General features: G+C 69.5%; 14 protein-coding genes. 8 read left to right on the top strand and 6 right to left on the bottom strand.

The window, feature by feature from the left end; translation table 11 throughout:
- Nucleotides 1-18 precede the first annotated feature (18 nt).
- Together gshB and BR39_RS0106920 are read left to right on the top strand one after the other, a co-directional pair.
- Nucleotides 19-966: a glutathione synthase gene (gshB, locus tag BR39_RS0106925; RefSeq protein ID WP_029909080.1), complete on the top strand. Its 948-nt coding sequence runs from the start codon at nucleotides 19-21 to the stop codon at nucleotides 964-966.
- Nucleotides 967-1,095: 129 nt separating this feature from the next.
- On the top strand, nucleotides 1,096-2,652 hold the full coding sequence (locus BR39_RS0106920; RefSeq protein WP_029909078.1) for a YifB family Mg chelatase-like AAA ATPase: 1,557 nt from the start codon (nucleotides 1,096-1,098) through the stop codon (nucleotides 2,650-2,652).
- Nucleotides 2,653-2,755: 103 nt separating this feature from the next.
- Here BR39_RS0106920 and BR39_RS0106915 read toward each other — a convergent pair whose 3' ends face one another.
- On the bottom strand, nucleotides 2,756-3,433 hold the full coding sequence (locus tag BR39_RS0106915) for an OmpA family protein (protein ID WP_029909076.1): 678 nt from the start codon (nucleotides 3,431-3,433) through the stop codon (nucleotides 2,756-2,758).
- Between the two features lie 197 nt (nucleotides 3,434-3,630).
- On the opposite strand from BR39_RS0106915, the gene BR39_RS0106910 reads away from it, so the two are divergent.
- On the top strand, nucleotides 3,631-4,566 hold the full coding sequence (locus BR39_RS0106910) for an isopenicillin N synthase family oxygenase (protein WP_029909075.1): 936 nt from the start codon (nucleotides 3,631-3,633) through the stop codon (nucleotides 4,564-4,566).
- 242 nt (nucleotides 4,567-4,808) lie between these two features.
- Here BR39_RS0106910 and BR39_RS0106905 read toward each other — a convergent pair whose 3' ends face one another.
- Both BR39_RS0106905 and BR39_RS0106900 read right to left on the bottom strand, forming a co-directional pair.
- Entirely contained in the window at nucleotides 4,809-6,470 is a 1,662-nt protein-coding gene (locus BR39_RS0106905) for a TadE/TadG family type IV pilus assembly protein (protein WP_231499408.1), read from the bottom strand.
- Nucleotides 6,471-6,612: 142 nt separating this feature from the next.
- Nucleotides 6,613-8,439: a M2 family metallopeptidase gene (locus tag BR39_RS0106900; protein ID WP_029909073.1), complete on the bottom strand. Its 1,827-nt coding sequence runs from the start codon at nucleotides 8,437-8,439 to the stop codon at nucleotides 6,613-6,615.
- Between the two features lie 172 nt (nucleotides 8,440-8,611).
- Between BR39_RS0106900 and rlmN the strand changes: the two genes are divergently transcribed.
- The 4 genes from rlmN to BR39_RS0106880 all read left to right on the top strand — a co-directional run bounded on the left by rlmN (nucleotide 8,612) and on the right by BR39_RS0106880 (nucleotide 11,680).
- Nucleotides 8,612-9,814 (top strand): 23S rRNA (adenine(2503)-C(2))-methyltransferase RlmN, encoded by a 1,203-nt coding sequence (gene rlmN, locus BR39_RS0106895; protein WP_029909072.1) that lies wholly within the window; start codon nucleotides 8,612-8,614, stop codon nucleotides 9,812-9,814.
- Nucleotides 9,814-10,233, top strand: coding sequence for a hypothetical protein (locus BR39_RS0106890; protein ID WP_029909071.1), 420 nt, complete (start codon nucleotides 9,814-9,816; stop codon nucleotides 10,231-10,233). The genes rlmN and BR39_RS0106890 overlap by 1 nt, the downstream gene beginning before the upstream one ends.
- Nucleotides 10,234-10,386: 153 nt before the next feature.
- Nucleotides 10,387-10,815 carry a DUF350 domain-containing protein gene (locus tag BR39_RS0106885; protein ID WP_029909070.1) on the top strand — a complete coding sequence of 143 codons (429 nt, stop codon included), beginning with the start codon at nucleotides 10,387-10,389 and terminating at the stop codon, nucleotides 10,813-10,815.
- A gap of 25 nt (nucleotides 10,816-10,840) precedes the next feature.
- Nucleotides 10,841-11,680: a serine protease gene (locus tag BR39_RS0106880; RefSeq protein WP_029909068.1), complete on the top strand. Its 840-nt coding sequence runs from the start codon at nucleotides 10,841-10,843 to the stop codon at nucleotides 11,678-11,680.
- 90 nt (nucleotides 11,681-11,770) lie between these two features.
- Here the strand turns inward: BR39_RS0106880 and BR39_RS0106875 are convergent, their stop codons facing one another.
- Together BR39_RS0106875 and BR39_RS0106870 are read right to left on the bottom strand one after the other, a co-directional pair.
- Entirely contained in the window at nucleotides 11,771-13,471 is a 1,701-nt protein-coding gene (locus tag BR39_RS0106875) for an MFS transporter (protein WP_029909066.1), read from the bottom strand.
- A gap of 37 nt (nucleotides 13,472-13,508) precedes the next feature.
- Entirely contained in the window at nucleotides 13,509-15,062 is a 1,554-nt protein-coding gene (locus BR39_RS0106870; RefSeq protein WP_029909064.1) for a response regulator, read from the bottom strand.
- Nucleotides 15,063-16,439: 1,377 nt separating this feature from the next.
- Between BR39_RS0106870 and BR39_RS25685 the strand changes: the two genes are divergently transcribed.
- Complete coding sequence (locus BR39_RS25685; protein WP_051695239.1) at nucleotides 16,440-20,189, top strand: Ig-like domain-containing protein; 3,750 nt, start codon at nucleotides 16,440-16,442, stop codon at nucleotides 20,187-20,189.
- A 91-nt stretch (nucleotides 20,190-20,280) separates the two neighbouring features.
- On the opposite strand, the gene BR39_RS0106855 is transcribed toward BR39_RS25685, so the two are convergent.
- On the bottom strand, nucleotides 20,281-20,520 hold the full coding sequence (locus BR39_RS0106855; RefSeq protein WP_029909060.1) for a hypothetical protein: 240 nt from the start codon (nucleotides 20,518-20,520) through the stop codon (nucleotides 20,281-20,283).
- Nucleotides 20,521-20,550 lie beyond the last annotated feature (30 nt).

Genomic DNA, 20,550 nt, shown 5'->3' with positions numbered 1-20,550 from the left:
AGCCCGTCCGGAGTCCCCATGTCGCTGAGAGTCGCCGTCCAGATGGACCCCGTGCTGGGGATCAACATCGAAACCGACACCACCTTCCTCATGATGTGGGAAGCGCAACAACGCGGCCACAAGCTGTGGTTCTACACGCCCGACAAGCTGTCGATGGAGGACGGCCGAGTGTTCGCCCGCGCCCAGCCGCTGAAGCTGACCAAGACCCAGGGCGCCCACGCCGAGCTGGGCGAGACCGTGATCCTGGACATGAAGGACGACGTCGACGTGGTGCTGATGCGCCAGGATCCGCCGTTCGACATGGCCTACATCACCGCCACCCACTTCCTGGAGAAGGTCCACCCCCACACCCTGGTGGTGAACAATCCGGCCGAGGTGCGCAACGCGCCGGAAAAGCTGTTCGTCACCGACTTCCCGGGCGTCCAGCCGCCGACCCTGATCACCAGCGACCACGAGGCGATCTACGACTTCCGCGCCCGGCACGGCGACATCGTGCTGAAGCCGCTCTACGGCGGCGGCGGCTCGGGCGTGGCGCGGCTGCTGGCCGACGACCCCAACCTGGACGCCCTTCTGGAACTGCACGCCATGATCGGCCGCGAGCAGGTGATCGCCCAGAAATTCGTCCCGGCCGTGAGCAAGGGCGACAAGCGCATCCTGCTGGTGCACGGCGAGCCGGTGGGCGCGGTCAACCGCGTGCCGGCCGCCGGCCAGGTGCGGTCCAACCTGCGGGTGGGCGGCCGGGCCGAGGCCGTGGACCTGACCGCGCGCGACCTGGAGCTCTGCGCGATCATCGGCCCGGAGCTGAAGAAGCGCGGCCTGCTGTTCGTCGGCATCGACGTGATCGGAGAGTACCTGACCGAGATCAACGTCACCTCGCCGACCGGCGCCCAGCAGCTGAAGCGGTTCGGCGGCGCCGACGCCGCGGCGATCCTCTGGGATCGGATCGCCGAACTAAGCTCTACCTGAGGATTAGGAACTACTTCTAGACGACTGAATCGTCACACTTTCCTGAAACGTTCGTTTTTCGTTCTTGCTCCGCTCCAACGGCCATGCTTGGCTTGTGGATAAATGGGTGGACAAAGGGGCGGAATCCCTATGGCGGCAAAGGTCGTCACGGTGGCGTTCGAGGGCGTGGAGGCGCGCCGGGTCGACGTCGAGGTGCAGCTGACGGGCGGCGCCCAGGTCATGGTCATCGTCGGTCTGGGCGACAAGGCGGTGGCCGAGAGCAAGGAGCGGGTGCGCGGAGCATTCGCCGGCCTGGGCCTGTCCCTGCCGCCCAAGCGCATCGTCGCCAACCTGGCCCCGGCCGACCTGCCGAAGGAAGGTAGCCACTACGATCTGCCGATCGCCCTGGCCGTGATGGCCGCCATGGGCGTGATCCCGATCGACGCGCTGGACGGCTGGGCGGCGATGGGGGAACTGTCCCTGGACGGACGGATCGCGCCCTGCGCCGGGGCCTTGCCCGCCGCCATGGCCGCCGGGGCGATGGACCTGGGCCTGATCTGCCCCGAGGCCTGCGGGCCCGAGGCGGCCTGGGCCGGCGGCACGCGCATCCTGGCCCCGCGCTCGCTGGTGGCCCTGATCAACCACTTCCGGGGTGGCCAGATCCTGTCGGCCCCGTCGCCGGGTCCGGTGGTGGAGGGCGAGGCGGTCCGCGACCTGTGCGACGTCAAGGGCCAGGAGCACGCCAAGCGGGCGCTGGAGATCGCCGCCGCCGGCTCGCACAACCTCTTGTTCTGCGGCCCGCCGGGCTCGGGCAAGTCGATGCTGGCCCAGCGGCTGCCGGGGCTGTTGCCGCCCCTGAGCTCGCACGAGCTGCTGGAGACCTCGATGGTCCATTCGGTGGCCGGGCTGATCGCCAAGGGGACCCTGACCCGCGCCCGGCCGTATCGCGCCCCGCACCACAGCGCCTCGATGGCGGCCCTGACCGGCGGCGGGCTGAAGGCCAAGCCGGGCGAGGTGTCCCTGGCCCACAACGGCGTCCTGTTCCTGGACGAGCTGCCCGAGTTCGGGGTCCAGGCCCTGGACAGCCTGCGCGGACCGCTGGAGACCGGCGAGGTGATGGTGGCCCGGGCCAACGCCCACGTCCGCTATCCGGCCCGGGTGCAGCTGGTGGCGGCGATGAACCCCTGCCGCTGCGGCCACGGCGGGGCCGGGCGCGGGGCGTGCGGCAAGGCTCCGCGCTGCCTGCGCGACTATCAGGGCCGGGTCAGCGGGCCGCTGATGGACCGCATCGACCTGGCGATCGACATGCCGGCCGTCACCGCCGCCGACCTGGCCCTGCCGCCGCCCACGGAAGGCACGGCCGAGGCCGCCGCCCGCGTGGCCCGCGCCCGGCGGCTGCAGCAGGAGCGGGCCGAGGCGATGGCCCATGACTTGGGAAGCGCGCCGGTGGGCGCCGACGCCCTGAACGGCCGGGCCGAGGGGCGCTTCCTGGAGAAGATCGCCGATCTCGACGAGGCCGGGCGCGGCCTGCTGGCCCGCGCCGCCGAGGCCGGCCAGATCAGCGCCCGCGGCTGGACCCGCGTCCTGCGCCTGGCCCGCACCATCGCCGACCTGGAAGGCGCGACCGGCGTCAAGCGCGTGCACGTGGCCGAGGCCCTGGCCCACCGGCGGACGAACGCGCTGAGCGGGGCGGCCGGAGTGTTTTGAGCCGGGGCCGGGGACATGCCCTTGGGCGTGTCCCCAGAGCTCGCACGGCGCCAGGCGGTTGGGGACACGTCGCAAGGGCATGTCCCCGGCCGTTGTCGCAGCCCTACTTCGTCAGCGGCCGCAGGATGATCTCCACCCGGCGGTTCTGGGCGCGGCCCTCGGCGGTGTCGTTGCTGGCGATCGGCTGGCGCTCGCCCTGGCCCGCCACGAAGACGCGGTCGGGCAGGACCCGGCCGGCGCTCGTCAGATAGGCGGCGACCGCGCTGGCGCGGCGTTCCGACAGGGTCTGGTTGTAGTCGTCCGGACCGCTGGAATCGGCGTGGCCGACCACGTCGATCGTCGTCTGCGGATAGGCGTTCAGCGTGCGGGCCACGTCGTCGAGCACGCGAGTGAACTGCGGTTGGACCTCGGACTTGTCGACGGCGAAGGTCACGTCGCTGGGCATGATCAGCACGATCTGGTCGCCGTTGCGGCGGATCATCACGCCCGAGCCTTCCAGGCTGCGGCGGAAGTCGGCCTGCTGACGGTCCATGTAGTTGCCGACCGCGCCGCCGGCCAGGGCGCCGATGCCCGCGCCGATCAGGGCGTTCTTGCGGCCCTGCTCGCCCCTGTTGGTGTTGGTCAGGTAGCCCAGGACCGCGCCGACGCCGGCGCCCGTCAGGGCCCCTGTGCCCGTGTTGTTGCGCACGGGCATGCCGGTATAGGGATCGGTGGTGGTGCAGGCGGCGGTCAGGGCGGCGGCGCCCGCCAGCGCGATCCAGGGCGCGGTCTTCTTCATCATCTCGATCTTTTCCCTCTTGCGGCCTTGATCCTGGGGTATCGCCCGTGATCCTTGGCGTCTTGAACGATTGCGAGGCTGAACGCATCGCCAATGGTCAAGTTCCAACAGCGCGCATGACGCCAGCATGAACGGGACTTCGCGCCGGGGCGCTGCCGGTGTAGTAAGTCCGCTCTTACTAAATATCGAGGCCCACGCCCGTGTCCGCATCCGCCATCGAACCCGTCTCGTTCACCCTGTACTCGAAGGATTTCGACAGGTTCGCCCAGGAGCTGGGCGCGTCGTTCCAGCGCTACGGCTTCGCGGTGGTCTCCGACCACGACCTGGACCAGGCCCGCATCGACGCGGCCATCGCCGACGCCAAGGGCTTCTTCGCCCTGCCGGAGGAGACCAAGAAGCAGTACGCCGGCGCCACCGGCGGCTCGCGCGGCTACATCCCGTTCGGCATCGAGACCGCCAAGGGCGCCACCCATCACGACCTGAAGGAATTCTGGCACGTCGGCCGCGACCTGCCGCCCGGCCACCCGTTCCGCGCCAACATGGCCGACAACGTCTGGCCGGCCGAGATTCCCAGCTTCCACCACAATGTCGGCTGGCTGTACGGCGCGCTCGACAGCCTGGGCGTGCGGGTGCTCAAGGCCATCGCCACCTATCTGGACCTGGGCCGCGACTTCTTCGACCCGACCGTCAAGGACGGCAACAGCGTGCTGCGCCTGCTGCACTATCCGCCGATCCCCAAGGACGCCACCGGCGTACGGGCCGGCGCCCACGGCGACATCAACACCATCACCCTCCTGATGGGCGCGGAAGAGGGCGGGCTGGAGCTCCTGGACCGCGACGGCCAGTGGCTGCCGATCAACCCGCCGCCGGGCTGCATCGTCATCAACATCGGCGACATGCTGGAGCGCCTGACCAACCACGTCCTGCCCTCGACCATCCACCGCGTGCAGAACCCGCCGCCCGAGCGCCGCAACGTGCCGCGCTATTCGACGCCGTTCTTCCTGCACTTCGCGTCGGACTACCTGATCAAGACCCTGCCCAGCTGCGTCACGGAAGAGAACCCGGACCGCTATCCCGAGCCGATCACCGCCGACGCCTTCCTCCAGCAGCGCCTGCGCGAGATCAAGCTGGCCTAGGCTGTGGGACTCGGGTCCGAGATCGTTCGGTCGCTCCGAGTCCGTCCCCCTGCACCGTCATCCCGGGCCTTGTGCCCGGGACCCCCGGTTCAGCTTGCAAGTGAAGTGAAATGGCGCGCTGGCGCGCCACCCCTCCGCACTCGCGTCGGACAGAGGAATCCCGAGCACAAGGCCCGGGATGACGGATGTTGTGGGTAGGCGGATCGAGAGAAAAAGGCCCGGAGCAGCGCTCCGAGCCTTTTCTATTTCGTGATCCGCAGGTTCTGGATCGAGCCGGCGATGGTGTTGAACACCGAGGTCAGCTGATCGGCGCTAGTCACGTCGTAGTACATGTCCAGCTTGGTGGCGCACTGCTGCAGGATGCCCTTGGAGTGATCCGAGACGCCCACCCCGATGGCGTAGATCACCACGCCCTTGTCCTTGGCGTTCTGGCACAGCAACTTTTCGCGGGCGTCGATCGCGTCGCGGCGATTGGTGGCCGTCGAGCTGGCCGTCAGGGCCACGCCGCTGGCGTTCTTCAGGCGACCCTGGGCGATGTAGCCGTAGCCCGTATAGATCGAGTTGTTCGGGTTGTTGACGGTGTCGTTGGTGTTGTCGCCGTCGGTCAGCAGCACGATCACCTTGGTGGTCTTCTTGCCGGCGCTGGTGGTCGGATCGACGCCGTCGGCGAACGGCGCGTTCTTCGACAGGGTGTGCCAGCCCCAGGCCAGGCCCATGGCGACGTTGGTGTTGCCGTCGGCGATCATCTGGCCGAGCTTGGCCTTGACCAGGTCCCGCTGGGTGGTGGTGCGCACATTGGTCAGGCGCATCACGCTGGTCAGGCCGCAGCCGGCGTTGGGACCGTAGTCGGTCCCGCTCTTGGCCACGCTGAGGACGTTGTTCTTGTTGCTGGTCCCGTACTTGGCGATCGGCGTCGAGCGGCTGGTCCAGGCGGTGGCCGAGGTGCCGCTGGGCGAGACCCCGTCGGGCAGCCAGTTGTTCTCGATCGGATACGAGGTGTTCTGGGTGCGGGCGTCGCGATAGCGCGTCGTGCTGGACTGGTTGACGCCCACGGTGTTGTCGTCCGGCTCGTCGGGCGCGAAGAACGGCACGAACATCGAGGCGGGGGTCGAGCTGCTGGGCGCGTCGTCGGTGACGTCGTAGGGCGCGGGCCGGCTCTCGACGCAGCCGGCCCAGGTCAGGCCCAGGTTCGACAGCAGGGTGAAGCGGTTCTGGTTGGTGGCGAACACGTCCGTGCCGTAGCCGGTGGCCGGCATCTTGCCCGACAGCCAGGCGGTCTGGCTCTGATAGGTCGAGCCGACGTTCACGGTCATCGAGAACGGCACGACGCTGATCTTGACCGCGTCGGTCTCGCTGGCCCGGGCCGCGGCGGCGGCCAGGACGTCGACCAGCGACTTGGACGCCGTGATCAGGGCGTCGATCTTCTTGGTCCCCGAGTTCAGGGTGCTGCCCATCGAGCCGGTGTTGTCCAGCACCAGCGCCACTTCCAGCTTGTTGACCGAGCGCATCACGGTCGAGCCGGCCGTGATGGTCTTGTCGCCGGTGCTCCAGAGGTTGGCGATGATCGGCTTGATCGTGACGTTCTGGACCGTGCCGACCACGGTGTTGTTCGGGCCCAGGGCGAAGGTCGAGTTGCTGGGGCCCAGGGCCACGCCCAGGCCGGCCATCTCGGTGGCCAGGGCGGCGTCGCCCACGGTGTCCAGGGCCGCGTCGGTGGTCGCGGTCGAGCGGGCGGCCATCAGGGTCGCGGCGTCGAGGGCGTCCTGCAGCTGGCGCTTCTGGACGCTGGTCCGGCTCAGGTCGATCAGGCCGAAGGTCAGGATGGCGATGGGGATCAGCAGCAGCGCGAACTGCACGGCGATCGCCCCGCGCTCGTCGTGGCCAAGGCGCGCCAGGGGGCGCATCGCGAGACGCGTCGCAAGCCGTTTCCACATGGTCATGAGCAAGGCCCGACTCCCCAGAGATCGGGCATTGTCGCCGAGGACGGTGAACGGGCCGCAAACGACGATGGTGAATCGCCGCGCCGTTTGGGCCCGTCTCAGGCGCCTACCAGCCGCAGGACTGACCCTTGTTCTGCTGGATCAGCCAGGCGTTCAGCGGCGCGAAATAGTCGGCGATGGCGCTGGCGTCCAAGTCCTTCTCGCCGGTGAAGGCCTCCAGGGCCTCGGGCCAGGGCTTGGACTGGCCCATGGCCAGCATGGCCTCGAACTTCTTGCCCACGGCCTTGTCGCCATAGACCGAGCAGCGGTTCAGCGGACCCTTCCAGCCGGCCTGGCGACAGGCGGCCCGGTAGAACTGGAACTGATAGACCTGGGCCAGAAAGTAGCGGGTGTAGGGGGTGGAGTCGGCGACGTGGAACTTGGCTCCAGGATCGAAGGCGTCGGCCGGGCGCGGTCCGGGCGGAACGACGCCCTGGTACTGGGTCCGCAGCTTCCACCAGGCCTCGTTGTAGTGGGCCGGATCGACCTGGCCGGAGAACACCTGCCAGCGCCACTTGTCGACCAGCAGGCCGAACGGCAGGAAGGCGATCTTGTCCATCGCCATCTTCAGCAGATAGGGCACGTCGGCGTCCGCCCCGGGGACGGCGTCGATCACCCCGATCTGCTTCAGATAGGTCGGGGTCAGGGCCGACAGGCCCACGAAGTCGCCGATCGCCTCATGGAAGCCGTCGTTGGCCCCGCCCCGGAAGAGGAATGGCTGGCCGGCGTAGGCGCGCTGGTAGAAGTTGTGCCCCAGCTCGTGGTGCACGGTGTAGAAGTCGTCGGCGTTGACCCGGGTGCACATCTTCACCCGGATGTCCTGGTCGTTGTCGACGTCCCAGGCCGAGGCGTGGCAGACCACCTCCCGGTCCCGCGGCCGGGTGATCATCGAGCGCTCCCAGAAGGTCTGGGGCAACGGGGCCATGCCCATCGAGGTGTAGAAGCCCTCGCCGGTCTTCATCATCTTCGTGGCGTCATAGCCCTTGGCGACCAGGGACTGGGTCAGGTCGTAGCCGGGGCCGGGAATCCCCTGCGGGGCCGCGATGTCGTAGATGTTGCCCCAGCTCTGGGCCCACATGTTGCCGGTCAGGTCGGCGCGGATCGGGCCGGTCCTGGGCTGGACGGCGTCGCCGTACTTGGCGTTCAGCCGTCCGCGCACGTAGCAGTGCAGGTTCTTGTAGAACGGCGCGACCTGGGCCCATAGGGCGTCGGTCTTGGCGGCGAAGGCGTCGGGCTCCATGTCGTACCACGACCGCCACAGGGCCCCGGTGTCCTTGTAGCCCAGCTCCACCGAGCCCTCGTTGGCCAGCTGGACCAGCTTGGGATAGTCGGCGGCCATCGGCTTGGCCACCGCGTGCCAGGCTTCCCACATGGCCTTGGCCTTGGCCGGGTCGCGCTCGGTGCGCAGCCGGTCGTCCAGGTCGTCCAGGGTCAGGGTCTCGCCGTCGATCGTCACCTTGCCGGTGGAATAGAGCGCCCGCAGCCGGGCCTGGACGTCGGCCAGCTCCTGGGTCGCGCCGGGCCGGTCGGAGGCGGGCAGGACCAGGCCGGCCTTCAGCAGTTTCAGCTTGCGGCGGGTGACCGCGTCGACCGGGGTCTTGTCGAAGCGCGCGGCCTGCTTGGCGTAGCGCACGGCCATGGCGTTGGCCTCGGCGTCGACCTTGGCGTTGAGCCAGTTGGTGTCGTCGGTGATGTAGGTCGCCTGCACCCAGGCCATGCGGGCGGCGTACTCGCCCATGGCCATCAGCTCCTTCTCGGCGCCGTCCACGAAGGCCTTGGCCTCCTCGGGCGTCGGCGCGGTTGCGGCGGGTGTTTGGGCGTGGACGGCGGGCGCGGCCATGGCGCCGGCGCACAGGGCGAGGGCCGCGCAGGCGGCCAGCAGGCGGGTCTTCATCGGAGCCTCCCCAGACTTCGGCGATCCGTCAGGATCCATGGCGACATGGGAGGCGGCTTGCCCGCGAGCGTCAAGACATCGGGGCCGCGACGCCCCGTCCTTTTGGAAAAAGCGTCGGGAACTGCTATATCCCCGCCTCGATCCTGAAAATCCCTTGTCCCCGGACCTCCCCTTGAGCGTCACCCTCGACCTGTCGCGCATGGCTCCTCAAGCTGATGCGCCCAAGCCCCTGATCAACCTGTCGGGCCTGACCCGGCCGCAGATGGTCGCCGCCCTGACCGAGAGCGGCGTGGTCGAGCACGGCAAGGCCAAGATGCGCGCCACCCAGATATTCCGCTGGGTGCATCACCGCGGGATCACCGACTTCGCCCAGATGAGCGACGTGGCCAAGGAAACCCGCGCCCGCCTGGCCGACAGCTTCACGATCGCCCGGCCCGAGGTGGTCGAGCGCCAGGTCAGCAAGGACGGCACCCGCAAGTGGCTGATCCGCATGGCTCCGGGCATCGAGGTCGAGACCGTCTACATCCCGTCGGTCGGCCGCGTCGGCGCCCTGTGCGTCTCCAGCCAGGTCGGCTGCACCCTCAACTGCAGCTTCTGCCACACCGGCACCCAGGCCCTGGTCCGCAACCTGACCGCCGCCGAGATCGTCGCCCAGGTGCAGATCGCCAAGGACGACCTCGGCGAATGGCCGTCCGACAAGGACGACCGCCTGCTGAGCAACATCGTGTTCATGGGCATGGGCGAGCCGCTCTACAACATGGGCCAGGTGGCCGACGCCATCGAGATCATCAGCGACAACGAGGGCATCGCCATCTCGCGTCGCCGGATCACCGTCTCGACCTCCGGCGTGGTCCCGCAGCTGGAGGCCCTGGGCGAGAAGACCCAGGCCATGCTTGCCATCAGCCTGCACGCCACCAACGACGCCCTGCGCGACGTGTTGGTGCCGCTGAACAAGAAGTACCCGCTGAACCAGCTGATGGCCGGCATCCGCGCCTATCCGGGCCTGAGCAACGCGCGCCGGGTGACGTTCGAATACGTGATGCTGAAGGGCGTCAACGACAGCCCCGACGAGGCCCGGGCCCTGGTCAAGCTGATCAAGGGCATCCCGGCCAAGGTCAACCTGATCCCGTTCAACCCCTGGCCCGGCACCGACTATCAGTGCTCGGACTGGGCGGCGATCGAGACCTTCGCGGCGATCCTGAACCGAGCCGGCTATTCCTCGCCGATCCGTACGCCGCGCGGCCGCGACATCCTGGCCGCCTGCGGCCAGCTGAAGAGCGAGAGCGAGAAGGTCCGCGCCTCGGCCATGCGCAAGCTGTCGATGGCGGCCATGGCCGGCGTGCTGGACGAAGACGAGGACGAGGCGGCCGCCTGATGGCGACGGAGCCCGCCGCGCCGGACGCCGCCATGATGGTCGGCCCGAAGGCGCTGGCGCGGTTCCTGGAAACGGCCGACACGAGCATGCTGGAAGGCGTGTTCTCGGCCGGCGATGTGGTCATCCTCGAGAACTTCCCGCCGCATGTCTTCACCGGCCAGGCGGGCCTGGCCCATTGGCGCGAGCTGATGACCCGCCACGTGGGCGCGATCGGCGACCTGCGCCACACGTTCGGCCCGCCCCAGGACTTCGGCCGCACCGGCGACACGGTCTATTTCTCCCTGCCCACCCGCTGGACCGGCGTGCGCGACGGCAAGCCGTTCGACGAGGACGGCGGCTGGTCGTTCACCCAGGTGCTGGAGGACGGCGCCTGGCGGATCCGCGCCTACGGCTGGTCGGTGACGAGGTTCGTCCAGTAACGTCTCCGATTGGGGACATGTCCTTGCGGCGTGTCCTCAAGTCCTGGCTCGGTGGATGTCGATGGGGACACGCCGCAAGGGCATGTCCCCGGCTTCGCAGGACCTTTGATCCCTGCTAGCAATGCCGTCTTCAGTTCCGGGGGTTCCTGTTTCATGCCGCCTCAGCTCCAGTCGCCCGAGATCCAGGCCTTCGCCAGCGGTCTGCCGCTGACCCTGATGCACGCCGCCATCACCCTGGCGATGCTGGTGGTGGGGACGGCGCTCTACTGCCTCCTGACCCCGCACAAGGAGATCAAGCTGATCCGCGAGGGCAACGCCGCCGCCGCCCTGTCGCTGGGCGGGGTGATGGTGGGCCTGGCCATCCCGCTGGCCACCTCGCTGTCGGCCTCGGTGTCGCCGCTGGAGATCGTGCTGTGGGGCGTCTCGACCATCGTGGTCCAGCTGCTGGTCTTCCGGATCACCGACATGCTGCTCAAGGGCCTGCCCGAGCGGATCAACGAGGGCGAGGTGGCCGCCGCCGCCCTGCTGGTCGGGGCCAAGCTGGCCACCGCCCTGATCCTCGCCGCCGCGGTCGCGGGCTGAGGCGGGAAAGGCCGGGGCAGGTCCAGTGCATTTCCCTAAACTTCCGGACTGGTTGATCTACGGGGCGGTGGTCAGCGCCCTGCTGGTCGTCGCGATCGGCCGGCAGGAGCGTTCCGACGCCCCGCCGCCGCCGCCGCCGGTGCCCGGCGACGTGGGCCTGCCGCTGGGGCCGGCCTCGCCGTTCGATCCGTCGGTGGTCGTCCAGGTGCCCGAGAAGGGCCAGCCCGGCAGCGGCACGGCCTTCTCGGTCGACGACGGCGGCTCCTGGCTGACCGCCCGCCACGTGGTGGACGGCTGCCGCGAGGCGGCGATCGTCGTGGCCGACGGCCGGGGCGTGGCCGCCCGCATCACCCTGGACCCGTCCGGCGACGCGGCCATCCTGACCACCGAGGGCGGGGCGCCCGCCGTGCCGCTGCGCGCCGCGGCCGAGCCGCCCCGCCGGGGCGAGCGGGCCTATCACCCGGGCTTCCCGCAAGGCCATCCGGGCGAGGTGACCTCGCGCCTGCTGGGCCGCGAGAACCTGGTCATCCGGGGGCGTGGGGCCCGCATCGAGCCGGTCCTGGTCTGGGCCGAGGTCGGCCGCACCGACAATCTGAAGGGCACGCTGTCGGGCCTGTCGGGCGCGCCGGCCCTGGACAGCGCCGGCCGGGTGATCGGCGTCACGGTGGCGGAATCGCCGCGCCGGGGCCGCATCTACACGACCGCCCAGGAGACGGTGGAGGACCTGCTCAAGCAGAGCCGCCGCCGTCCGGCCAGCTTCGCCCTGGGCGAGTCGATCACCACCGAGAACTACGGCCGCGTCGCCGACGGCCTGCGCCGCGACCTGCGCGTGGCCCAGGTGGTGTGCCTCAAGAGCGAGGCCTGAGGTTGGGGACATGCCCTTGGGCGTGTCCCCATCAGCTCGCGCCGCACGAGGACTTGGGGACACGCCCAAGGGCATGTCCCCGGCCGCACATCAGCCCTCCGCCGCCGCCTTGGCCGCCATGTGGGCCGGCTGGCGGACCGCGACCGCGAACGACAGGGCGATGGCCACCAGGCCGATCAGGGCGGTGTAGATGAAGAAGGCGGTGTAGCCCGCCGCCATGGCCGCGGGGCCGACCCCCAGCTTGGCGCCGGCGGCGGTGAAGCTCTCGGGCGGCAGGCGGGTGAACAGGCCCTTCAGGGCGCCGATCGGCCCGCCGTGCTCGGCCGCCACGGCCGAAGCCTCGACGATCCGGCCCGATTGCGAGGCGATCAGCTTGCCGGGCAAGGCGTAGAGCGACGAGAACAGCGCGTACTGGGTGGCCGTGAACCCCGCCGTGGTCAGGCTGGACATGTAGGCGATCAGGGCGGTGCCAGCGACCCCGCCGGCGATGTTGTCGATGCAGATCGAGGCGAACAGCATGCGGGTGTCGTGGCCGCTCATGGCCAGCAGGGCGAACATCAGGTTGCTGATCGGCTGGGCGAAGGCCCCGATGATCAGGGCCCGCATCAGGCCGAAGCGCGCCACGACCACCCCGCCCAGGAACACCCCCGCCATCGAGGCGATGATGCCGAACACCTTCCGGATCTCGGCGATCTCGGTGAGGGTGAAGCCCATGTCGCGGTAGAACGGGTTCATGATGTTCAGCACGAAGTCCGAGACCCGGTAGACGCAGATCGCCGCCAGGATCAGGCCGGCCACGCCCGAGAAGCGGGTCAGGAACTCCTTCAGGGGCGAATAGAGCGCCGTCGACAGATAGACGCCGGGCTTGGTCTTGATCCCGGGGACCGGCCAGGCGGCGACGGCGATGACCGCCAGGCCGAGCGCGACGCCGGGCAGCTGCAGGAAGACGCCGTTCTGCTTGTTCTTCCAGGCCTCGGCCAGGGCGTCGCCGCCGACGACCTTGGACAGCAGGCTGGCGTCGCCCGACAGGCCCGACCCCACCAGCAGGGCGCCGGCCACCAGGATGGCCAGGCGCGCCAGCCATTCGATGATCTCCAGCGCCTTGGGCTGGTTGACGCCGTCGGTGTGGATCGGCCGGATGGCGTGGGCCTCTTCCCGCGGGGCCAGCAGGGTCGAGATCACGCCCACCAGCATCGCCCCGGCCATGGCCAGGTACGAGATGTTCCAGCCGAAGCGCTCGGCCAGGATCAGGGGCACGGCGCCGGCCATGATCATCGCCCCGCGATAGCCCCACTGCACGGCCACGGCCATCTGGCCCTGGCGGTCGGTGTCGACCACCTCGATCCGCCAGGCGTCGATGACGATGTCCTGGGTGGCGGTGGCGAAGCCGACGATCACGGCGATGGCGGCCATCAGCGGCAGGTTCGCGGCCGGGTTGGTTCCGGAGATGCCCAGCAGGCCCAGGATGATCACCGCCTGGCAGACCAGCATCCACGCGCGGCGATGGCCGACCAGGCCGTGCAGGATCGGCACCCTGGTGCGGTCGATCAGCGGGGCCCACAGGAACTTGAACGAGAAGCTCAGGGTGGCCAGGCTGAAGAAGCCGATCACCGCCAGCGACAGCCCCGCGTCGCGCAGCCACAGCGACAGGGTGTCGAAGATCAGCATGAAGGGCAGGCCCGAGGCGAAGCCCAGGCCCAGCATCACCAGGCTGCGGCGTTCGCCGAAGAAGGCCAGGGTCTGGAGAAGGGTCTTCTTCTGCGGCGCTGCGGCCTTGGCGTCGTCGGTCATGCGTGGCGGTCCCCGAAGCGGGGAAGCCGCCCCGCCATTAGCCGGCGACCTTGGCGCGTGTCGCCGCTTTCGTCCAGCCGAGCCCACTCTGTCCAAGGCGGGCCCAATTGGTGAGCACGCCGCGCAGGGCCGGCGAGGTCAGGGGCTTGGCCAGGAAGTCGTTCATGCCCGCCGCCAGGCAGGCGCGGCGGTCCTCGTCGAAGGCGTCGGCGGTCAGGGCGACGATGGGCGTGGTCACGCCGCGTTCGCGCAGGGCCTTGGTGGCCTCGATGCCGTTCAGGCCCGGCATGCGCAGGTCCATCAGGATCAGGTCGTAGAAGCCGCGCGACAGGGCCGAGACGGCCTCGTCGCCGCTGGCGATGCGGTCGACCTTGCAGCCTTCGCGTTCCAGCAGGGCGCGGGCCAAGAGGGCGTTGATCGGATTGTCCTCGGCCAGCAGCACGCGGACGCCGGGGGCGGCGGCCGGGGCGATGCGGTCGTCCTCGTGGGCGGGGGCCAGCGGCGCGGCCTCGACGGGCGCGGCCTTGGCCACAGGGCGGGCCGCCAGCACCTGGGCGATCAGCGAGGCGCGGCGCAGCGGCTTGATCAGATAGCCCAGGCCCGAGGCCTTGAGCTTGGGGATGCGGTCGCGCTGGTCGGGGGTCAGCAGGGCGACGCAGGCGCGGCCGGCCGGGGCCTTCAGCGCGCCGCGCGGGCCCGACAGCGCCGCGTCGAGCAGCAGCACCGCGTCGGCGGGCGCGCCCTTCAGGGCCGCGGCGACGGTCTCGCCGGCCAGGGCCTGGCCGCCGCTGGCGCGGACCTGGCGCAGGGCGGCTTCGCGGACCATGGGGTTGGGCGAGGCGACGGCCACGACGCGGCCAGTCAGGGGAAGGTCGGTGGGTTCGGTCGGGGCGAACTCGAACGGCGCCTCGAACCAGAAGTCGGCGCCCTGGCCCAGCTCGCCGCCGACCCCGGCCTCGCCGTGCATGGCGCCGGCCAGGCGGGCGACGATGGCCAGGCCCAGGCCCGCCCCGCCCAGCTGGGCCTGGTGCGAGGGATCGGTCTGGACGAAGGCCTCGAAGATCGCGGCGCGGGCCTCGGGCGCGACGCCCGGGCCGGTGTCGCGGACGTTGAAGCGGATGCGACCGTCGGAAACCAGCTCGGCGCTCAGCAGCACCCCGCCGGTCTCGGTGAACTTGATGGCGTTGCCGGCGTAGTTCAGCAGCACCTGCCGCAGTCGGCCCTCGTCGGCCAGGATCGCGGGCAGGCCGGGCGCGGCGGCCCAGGCGATCTCGATGGCCTTTTCGTGGGCGCGCGGGCTCAGCAGCTCGGCCACCTGGCGCAGCAGGTTCTCGACATCGACCGGGGCGGCGTGCAGCTCGATGGCCGTGGCGCCCAGGCGGGCGAAGTCCAGCACGTCGTTGACCAGTGACAGCAGGTGGTCGCCGCTCTCGCGCAGGGCGCCGACATAGGCCTTCTGCTCGGCGGTCAGCCGCGTGCCCTCCAGCAGCCGCGCCATGCCCAGCACGCCGTTCAGCGGCGTGCGGAACTCGTGGCTGAGGGTGGCCAGCTGTTCGGGCGTGACCCCGGCGGAGGAAGGACGGTCGTTCATGGGCGCGGAGCTTAGCGGGAGCGGCTTAACGACGGGTGTGCGGCGGAGAACATCGTGCGGTGGGGGGCCTTCTTTCTGAGTCGAGAGCGGCGACTGCTTGCCCCCTACGGACCGCTTCGCGGTCGTCTTCCCCCGGAGGGGGAAGAGCGCGGGTGCGAAGGCTCCGCCCCCTACGGGGGCGGACAGGCGGCGAAGCCGCCAGGTTGGGGGCAAGGGAGTGTGATCCCACGCCAATCCGGCTGTGAGCTGATGGAAAGGGACGCGGAGCGCCGGACATCGTCCGGAAGAAATTAGAGAATACCGTTTCGACGAAGCCCGATCGCTCCGCGCGGTCGTTGTCCGGAAGCGCGGCGGCGCTGAGCTCTGTTCGAACCTCGCCGCCTTGAAGCCTCCGACGGGCGGGCTAGGTCAACGACACCCGGTCCCGGACCGCGAGCGTCTCACCGCCCGCCTGCTGCTCAACCGGCCCCCATCCAACGCTGTATCCGTGTTCCGAGCCCAGCCGGCACCAGATGGATGGGGTTTGATCCTTTCGGACCGCCGAAGGAGCTTCCCGCTCGATCGCCCCCCGCCGCCGCATCGGTCGCTGGCCATGCGCCCTTTCCCGCGTCGAGGTGGGTAAAGGATACGGGCGTCTGGAAGGGGGAGGATAAGTTTGGTCGAAAAAATCCAGGGCGTTGAAAACGCTGAACTTCATCCGCTATCCGCCGAGCGTAAGTCGCCCATTGGAACCCTCTCCCAGAGGGAGAGGGCAGGGTGGGGGGTTACGACGTCCGACGGCGCGCCGGCAATGCGGCGGCAGCCAAACCCGACAGGATGTAACCCCTCACCCTCCCACGCCCGCGGCGCGGGCCCCTCCCTCTCCCTCTGGAGAGGGTTCAAGACGGCGCCCAGCAATCGGGCGGCGGCGCGGAGCGCGCTCCGGCGTCTGGTTTCCGATCAAGTAAGTAAGTTTTTCTTTCCGATCGGACATCGCGCGCTTCCGGCCGCAATCTTCGCCGCCCGCCCCAGGCATTGCGAGGGGCGCCGTCAGTCGTCCCCGAGGTTGGCGTATCGAGGATATTCGAAATATCCGTGGACCCGGCGAGGTCCTTTTTAAGGTCGAATACGGAAGTCTATCCGGGAGAGGTGTGCTGAGCATGTAAATAATGATTCGCCACGACTTTATATTCAGATCGGAAATCCGGATTTCCGAAAGCTGAGCCGCAAGCTCTCGATTGCGGAATGCTGAAAACTTCGACATCGTCCTGTCATCGAGCGTCCATAGGCTGGTCGAAGATCGCGGCCGTGCTGAAAGCGCCTAGAACACTCGGCCCGTCCATCCACTCCCGACCCGCGGCGATCACCTAGAACAAGACCCCCCTTCGGAGGAAACGCATGACCACCCTGACCGTGGGCGATCTCGCCCTGATCGGCTACAGCGCCGACACCGCCGGCAAGTCGTTTTCGTTCGTGCTGCTGCAGGCGATCGACGCCGGCACCGTGATCAGCTTCACCGACAACGGCTGGTTCGCGGCGGGCGGTTTCCGGAGCGGCGAGGGTGTCTTCACCTACACCGCGCCGGCGGGCGGCGCGGCGGCGGGCACGGTGATCACGGTCACGGGCCTGACCGGCTCGTTCAATCCGTCCACCTCGGGCGACCAGATCATCGCCTATCAGGGCTCGGCCGCCAGCGCGACGCCGCTGTTCGCCCTGGACTTCGCCGACGGCAACGCCACCTACGCCGGCGACGCCACCAACTCTAACACCTCGGCGATCCCGACCGGCCTGGCGGCGGGCAGCACCGCCCTGGCCTTCTCGCTGGACAACGGCGCCTATGTGGGGACCACCACCGGGACCAAGGCCGAGATCCTGTCGGCCATCGCCAATGCGGCCAACTGGTCGCTCGATGACGGCAATCCGGTGGCCTACAAGACCGGCTTCACGGTCACCGACGGCGGCGTGCCCAGCGCCAACGTCTCGATCAGCGACGTCACCCTGACCGAGGGCGACAGCGGCGACCAGGTGATGACCTTCACCGTCACCCGCACCAACACCACCGGCGCCTTCACCGTGGACTTCGCCACCGCCGACGGCTCGGCCCAGAACGGTTCGGACTATAACGAGACCCACGGGACCCTGACCTTCACGGCCGGCGGCCCGGCCAGCCAGACGATCTCGGTGATCGTCCACGGCGACGCCACGCCCGAGCCGAACGAGGCCTTCAGCGTCAACCTCTCCAACCTGGTGGTGGCCAGCGGCGCGGCCGCCATCGTCGACGGCGTGGGCCAGGGCGCGATCGTCAACGACGACTTCGCCCCGGTGGCCATCTACGACATCCAGGGCGCGGGCCACATCTCGGCCTATGACGGCCAGACCGTCTCGACCCAGGGCGTGGTGACGGCCATCGACACCACCGGCTCGCGCGGCTTCTGGATCCAGGACCCGAACGGCGACGGCGACGACGCCACCTCGGACGCCGTCTTCGTGTTCACCAACGCCATCCCGACGGTGCACGTCGGCGACCTGGTCAAGGTGACGGGCACGGTCGATGAATATAACGGCGGCGTCGCCACCAACCTGACGATCACCGAGATCACCGCTCCGACGATCAGCGTGATCGGCACGGGCACGGTGGCCGCCACGGTGCTGGGCGCCGGCGGCCGCGCCATCCCGACCACGGTGATCGACGACGACCACCTTTCCACCTTCGATCCGGCGACGGACGGGATCGACTTCTACGAGTCGGTCGAGGGCATGGTCGTGACGATCCACAACGCCCAGTCGACGGGCGCGACCTACCAGGGCCAGACCTGGGTGGTGGCCGACGACGGCGCGAACGCCACGGGCCTGAACAGCCGCGGCGGGGTCACCCTGTCGGACGGCGACAACAATCCCGAGCGGATCCTGGTCTACGCCGACAGCGGCGTGAACCCGGGCTTCAACTCGGCCTATGTGCTGGGCGACCACCTGGGCGACGTCACCGGCGTGGTCAGCTATTTCGGCGGCGAGTACGAGGTGATCGCCACGTCGGTGGAGACCACCACCAGCGGCGGCGCCGTGCCGCTGGAGGTCACCACCCTGGCCGGCGACGACAGCCACCTGACGATCGGGGCCTACAACCTCGAAAACATCTCGCCCCAGGACTCCGACGCCAAGTTCGCGGCCCTGGCGGCCGACATCGCCCATAACCTGGGCGCGCCCGACATCCTGGGCGTCGAGGAGATCCAGGACGCCGACGGCACCGGCAACGGTACGAACTACAGCGGGGCCGACACCCTGAACAAGCTGGTGGCGGCCATCGAGGCGGCGGGCGGCCCGCACTACAGCTGGATCGAGATCGCCCCGACCGCCAACAACACCACCGGCGGCGAGAGCAACGGCAACATCCGCAACGCCTTCCTCTATCTGGCCGACCGCGTGACGTATGTGGAGGGCTCGGCCCGGCTGGTCACCGACACCACCGGCCCCGCCAACGCCTTCAACAACAGCCGCAATCCGCTGGCCGCCGACTTCGTGTTCCGGGGCGAGACGATCACCGCCATCGACGTGCACAACTATTCGCGCGGCGGCAGCGACCCGCTGTTCGGCGCCAACCAGCCGGCCGCCAACAGCGGCGACGACCGCCGCGCCGATCAGAGCACGGCCGTCCACGACTATGTCGCCGGCCTGCTGGCCGCGAACCCGGACGCCCACATCGCGGTGATGGGCGACTTCAACGCCTATTATTATGAGCAGAGCCTGACCCTGCTGGAGGCCGACGGCGCGCTGTACAACCTGGCCCGCACCCTGACGCCCGAGGAGCGCTATTCGTACATCTTCGAGGGCAACGCCCAGCAGATCGACAACCTGCTGGTCTCGCAGAGCCTGAAGGACGGGGCGGTGTTCGACAACGTCCACCTCAACACCGGCCAGGCGGCGATCGACCAGCCCACCGACCACGACGCGATCCTGTCCCAGCTGTTCATCAACACCGCCCCCGTGGCGACGCTGGACGCCGTGTTCACGGTCTCGGAGGACACGGTCCTGACGGTGGACGCGGCGCACGGCGTGCTGGCCAACGACAGCGACCTGAACGGCGACGCCCTGACGGCGGTGTTGGGCCAGGGCCCGACCTATGGCACGCTGGTGCTGAACGCCGACGGCTCGTTCATCTACACGGCCAACGCCGACTACAACGGGGCCGACGCCTTCACCTACACGGCGCACGACGCCTATGGCGGCGTGTCGGGCGTGGTGACGGTCCAGCTGGGCGTCGACGCCGTCAACGACGCGCCGGTCGGCGCGGCCGACGCGGCCTCGGTGGCCGAGGACGCCTCGATCCTGGTCAACGTGCTGGCCAACGACCACGACGTCGACCTGGACGCCCTGGCCATCGCGGCCCTGTCGGGCGCCAAGTCGGCCCTGGGCGCCTCGATCAGCATCGAGAACGGCCAGGTCCGCTACGTGGCCGACGCCGACAGCTTCGACCAGCTGGCCGCCGGCCATTCGGTGGTCGACAGCTTCTCCTACACCGCCTCGGACGGCCACGGCGGCTTCACCGCCCCGATCACCGTCTCGATCACGGTGGGCGAGGCGGGCGACAACCGCACCCTGTCGGGCAATCTGCTGAAGGCCAACAGCTTCACCGACACCGGCGAGAAGGACACCACCTACACCGGCGGCCTGCTCAACGACGTGATCAACGGCGCCGGCGGGTCGGACCACCTGATCGGCGGTCTGGGCAACGACCGGCTGGACGGCGGGACGGGCCGCGACACCCTGGAAGGGGGCCTGGGCAACGACATCCTGACCGGCGGGGCCGGCGCCGACGACTTCGTCTTCGGCCTGCTGTCGGGGACCGACCACATCACCGACTTCAACCCCGGCCAGGACCGCATCGTCACCCCGCTGCGCGAACAGCTGGGCGATCTGTTCGACTTCGGCGGACCGTCGCGGGCCCAGACCGTGCTCAACGGCCTGATCGACCAGCTGCTGAAGCCCAGCTTCAAGGACGTCGACACCAACGGCGACCACCATGTCGACGCGGTGCAGATCACCGCCGTGGGCATGGGCACGGTGATTCTCGACAACTGGACGATCGCCGGCCTGACCCAGGGCGGCTATCTGGACCCGCAGCACCACGTGGTCGGCGACTGGCTGCTGTAGGGATCACGGCCGGGGACATGCCCTTGGGCGTGTCCCCATCCAAGCCCAGCGAACGTTGGGGACACGCCCAAGGGCATGTCCCCGGCCGGGGCTAGTGCATCGTGCCCGTCGGGGCGTCGGCTTCGACGGCGACGGTGGCCAGCACGGCCCGGCGCTCGTCCAGCACTTCGACCAGCAGGGCGCCGTCCTGGGCGAACTCGTCGGCGTTGTCGCGCAGCCACTCGCCGGCGATCCGCGCGGCCTCGACCTTGGCGGCGTCGAGGTCGTCGAACACCTCGCCCTCCTCGTCGGTCAGGACGTGGCCGTCGCTGAGCTGGAAATAGTACCGCATCGCCTGGCTTCCTCCGGAAAGGGGAAGCCC

Source organism: Caulobacter sp. UNC358MFTsu5.1 (assembly GCF_000712075.1).
In the GTDB taxonomy this organism is placed as follows: domain Bacteria; phylum Pseudomonadota; class Alphaproteobacteria; order Caulobacterales; family Caulobacteraceae; genus Caulobacter.
Note: the sequence above shows the minus strand (reverse complement) of the source record. Positions and strands in the feature narration are given on the sequence as shown.

Excerpts from the sequence above, each read along its gene's own strand:
- gshB (WP_029909080.1), top strand. The coding sequence starts at position 19 with ATGTCGCTGAGAGTCGCCGTCCAGATGGACCCCGTGCTGGGGATCAAC.
- BR39_RS0106890 (WP_029909071.1), top strand. The coding sequence starts at position 9,814 with ATGGCGACGGAGCCCGCCGCGCCGGACGCCGCCATGATGGTCGGCCCG.
- BR39_RS0106905 (WP_231499408.1), bottom strand. The coding sequence starts at position 6,470 with ATGCGCCCCCTGGCGCGCCTTGGCCACGACGAGCGCGGGGCGATCGCC.
- BR39_RS0106900 (WP_029909073.1), bottom strand. The coding sequence starts at position 8,439 with ATGAAGACCCGCCTGCTGGCCGCCTGCGCGGCCCTCGCCCTGTGCGCC.
- BR39_RS0106920 (WP_029909078.1), top strand. The coding sequence starts at position 1,096 with ATGGCGGCAAAGGTCGTCACGGTGGCGTTCGAGGGCGTGGAGGCGCGC.
- BR39_RS0106870 (WP_029909064.1), bottom strand. The coding sequence starts at position 15,062 with ATGAACGACCGTCCTTCCTCCGCCGGGGTCACGCCCGAACAGCTGGCC.
- BR39_RS0106855 (WP_029909060.1), bottom strand. The coding sequence starts at position 20,520 with ATGCGGTACTATTTCCAGCTCAGCGACGGCCACGTCCTGACCGACGAG.
- BR39_RS0106915 (WP_029909076.1), bottom strand. The coding sequence starts at position 3,433 with ATGATGAAGAAGACCGCGCCCTGGATCGCGCTGGCGGGCGCCGCCGCC.
- BR39_RS25685 (WP_051695239.1), top strand. The coding sequence starts at position 16,440 with ATGACCACCCTGACCGTGGGCGATCTCGCCCTGATCGGCTACAGCGCC.
- BR39_RS0106875 (WP_029909066.1), bottom strand. The coding sequence starts at position 13,471 with ATGACCGACGACGCCAAGGCCGCAGCGCCGCAGAAGAAGACCCTTCTC.
- BR39_RS0106885 (WP_029909070.1), top strand. The coding sequence starts at position 10,387 with ATGCCGCCTCAGCTCCAGTCGCCCGAGATCCAGGCCTTCGCCAGCGGT.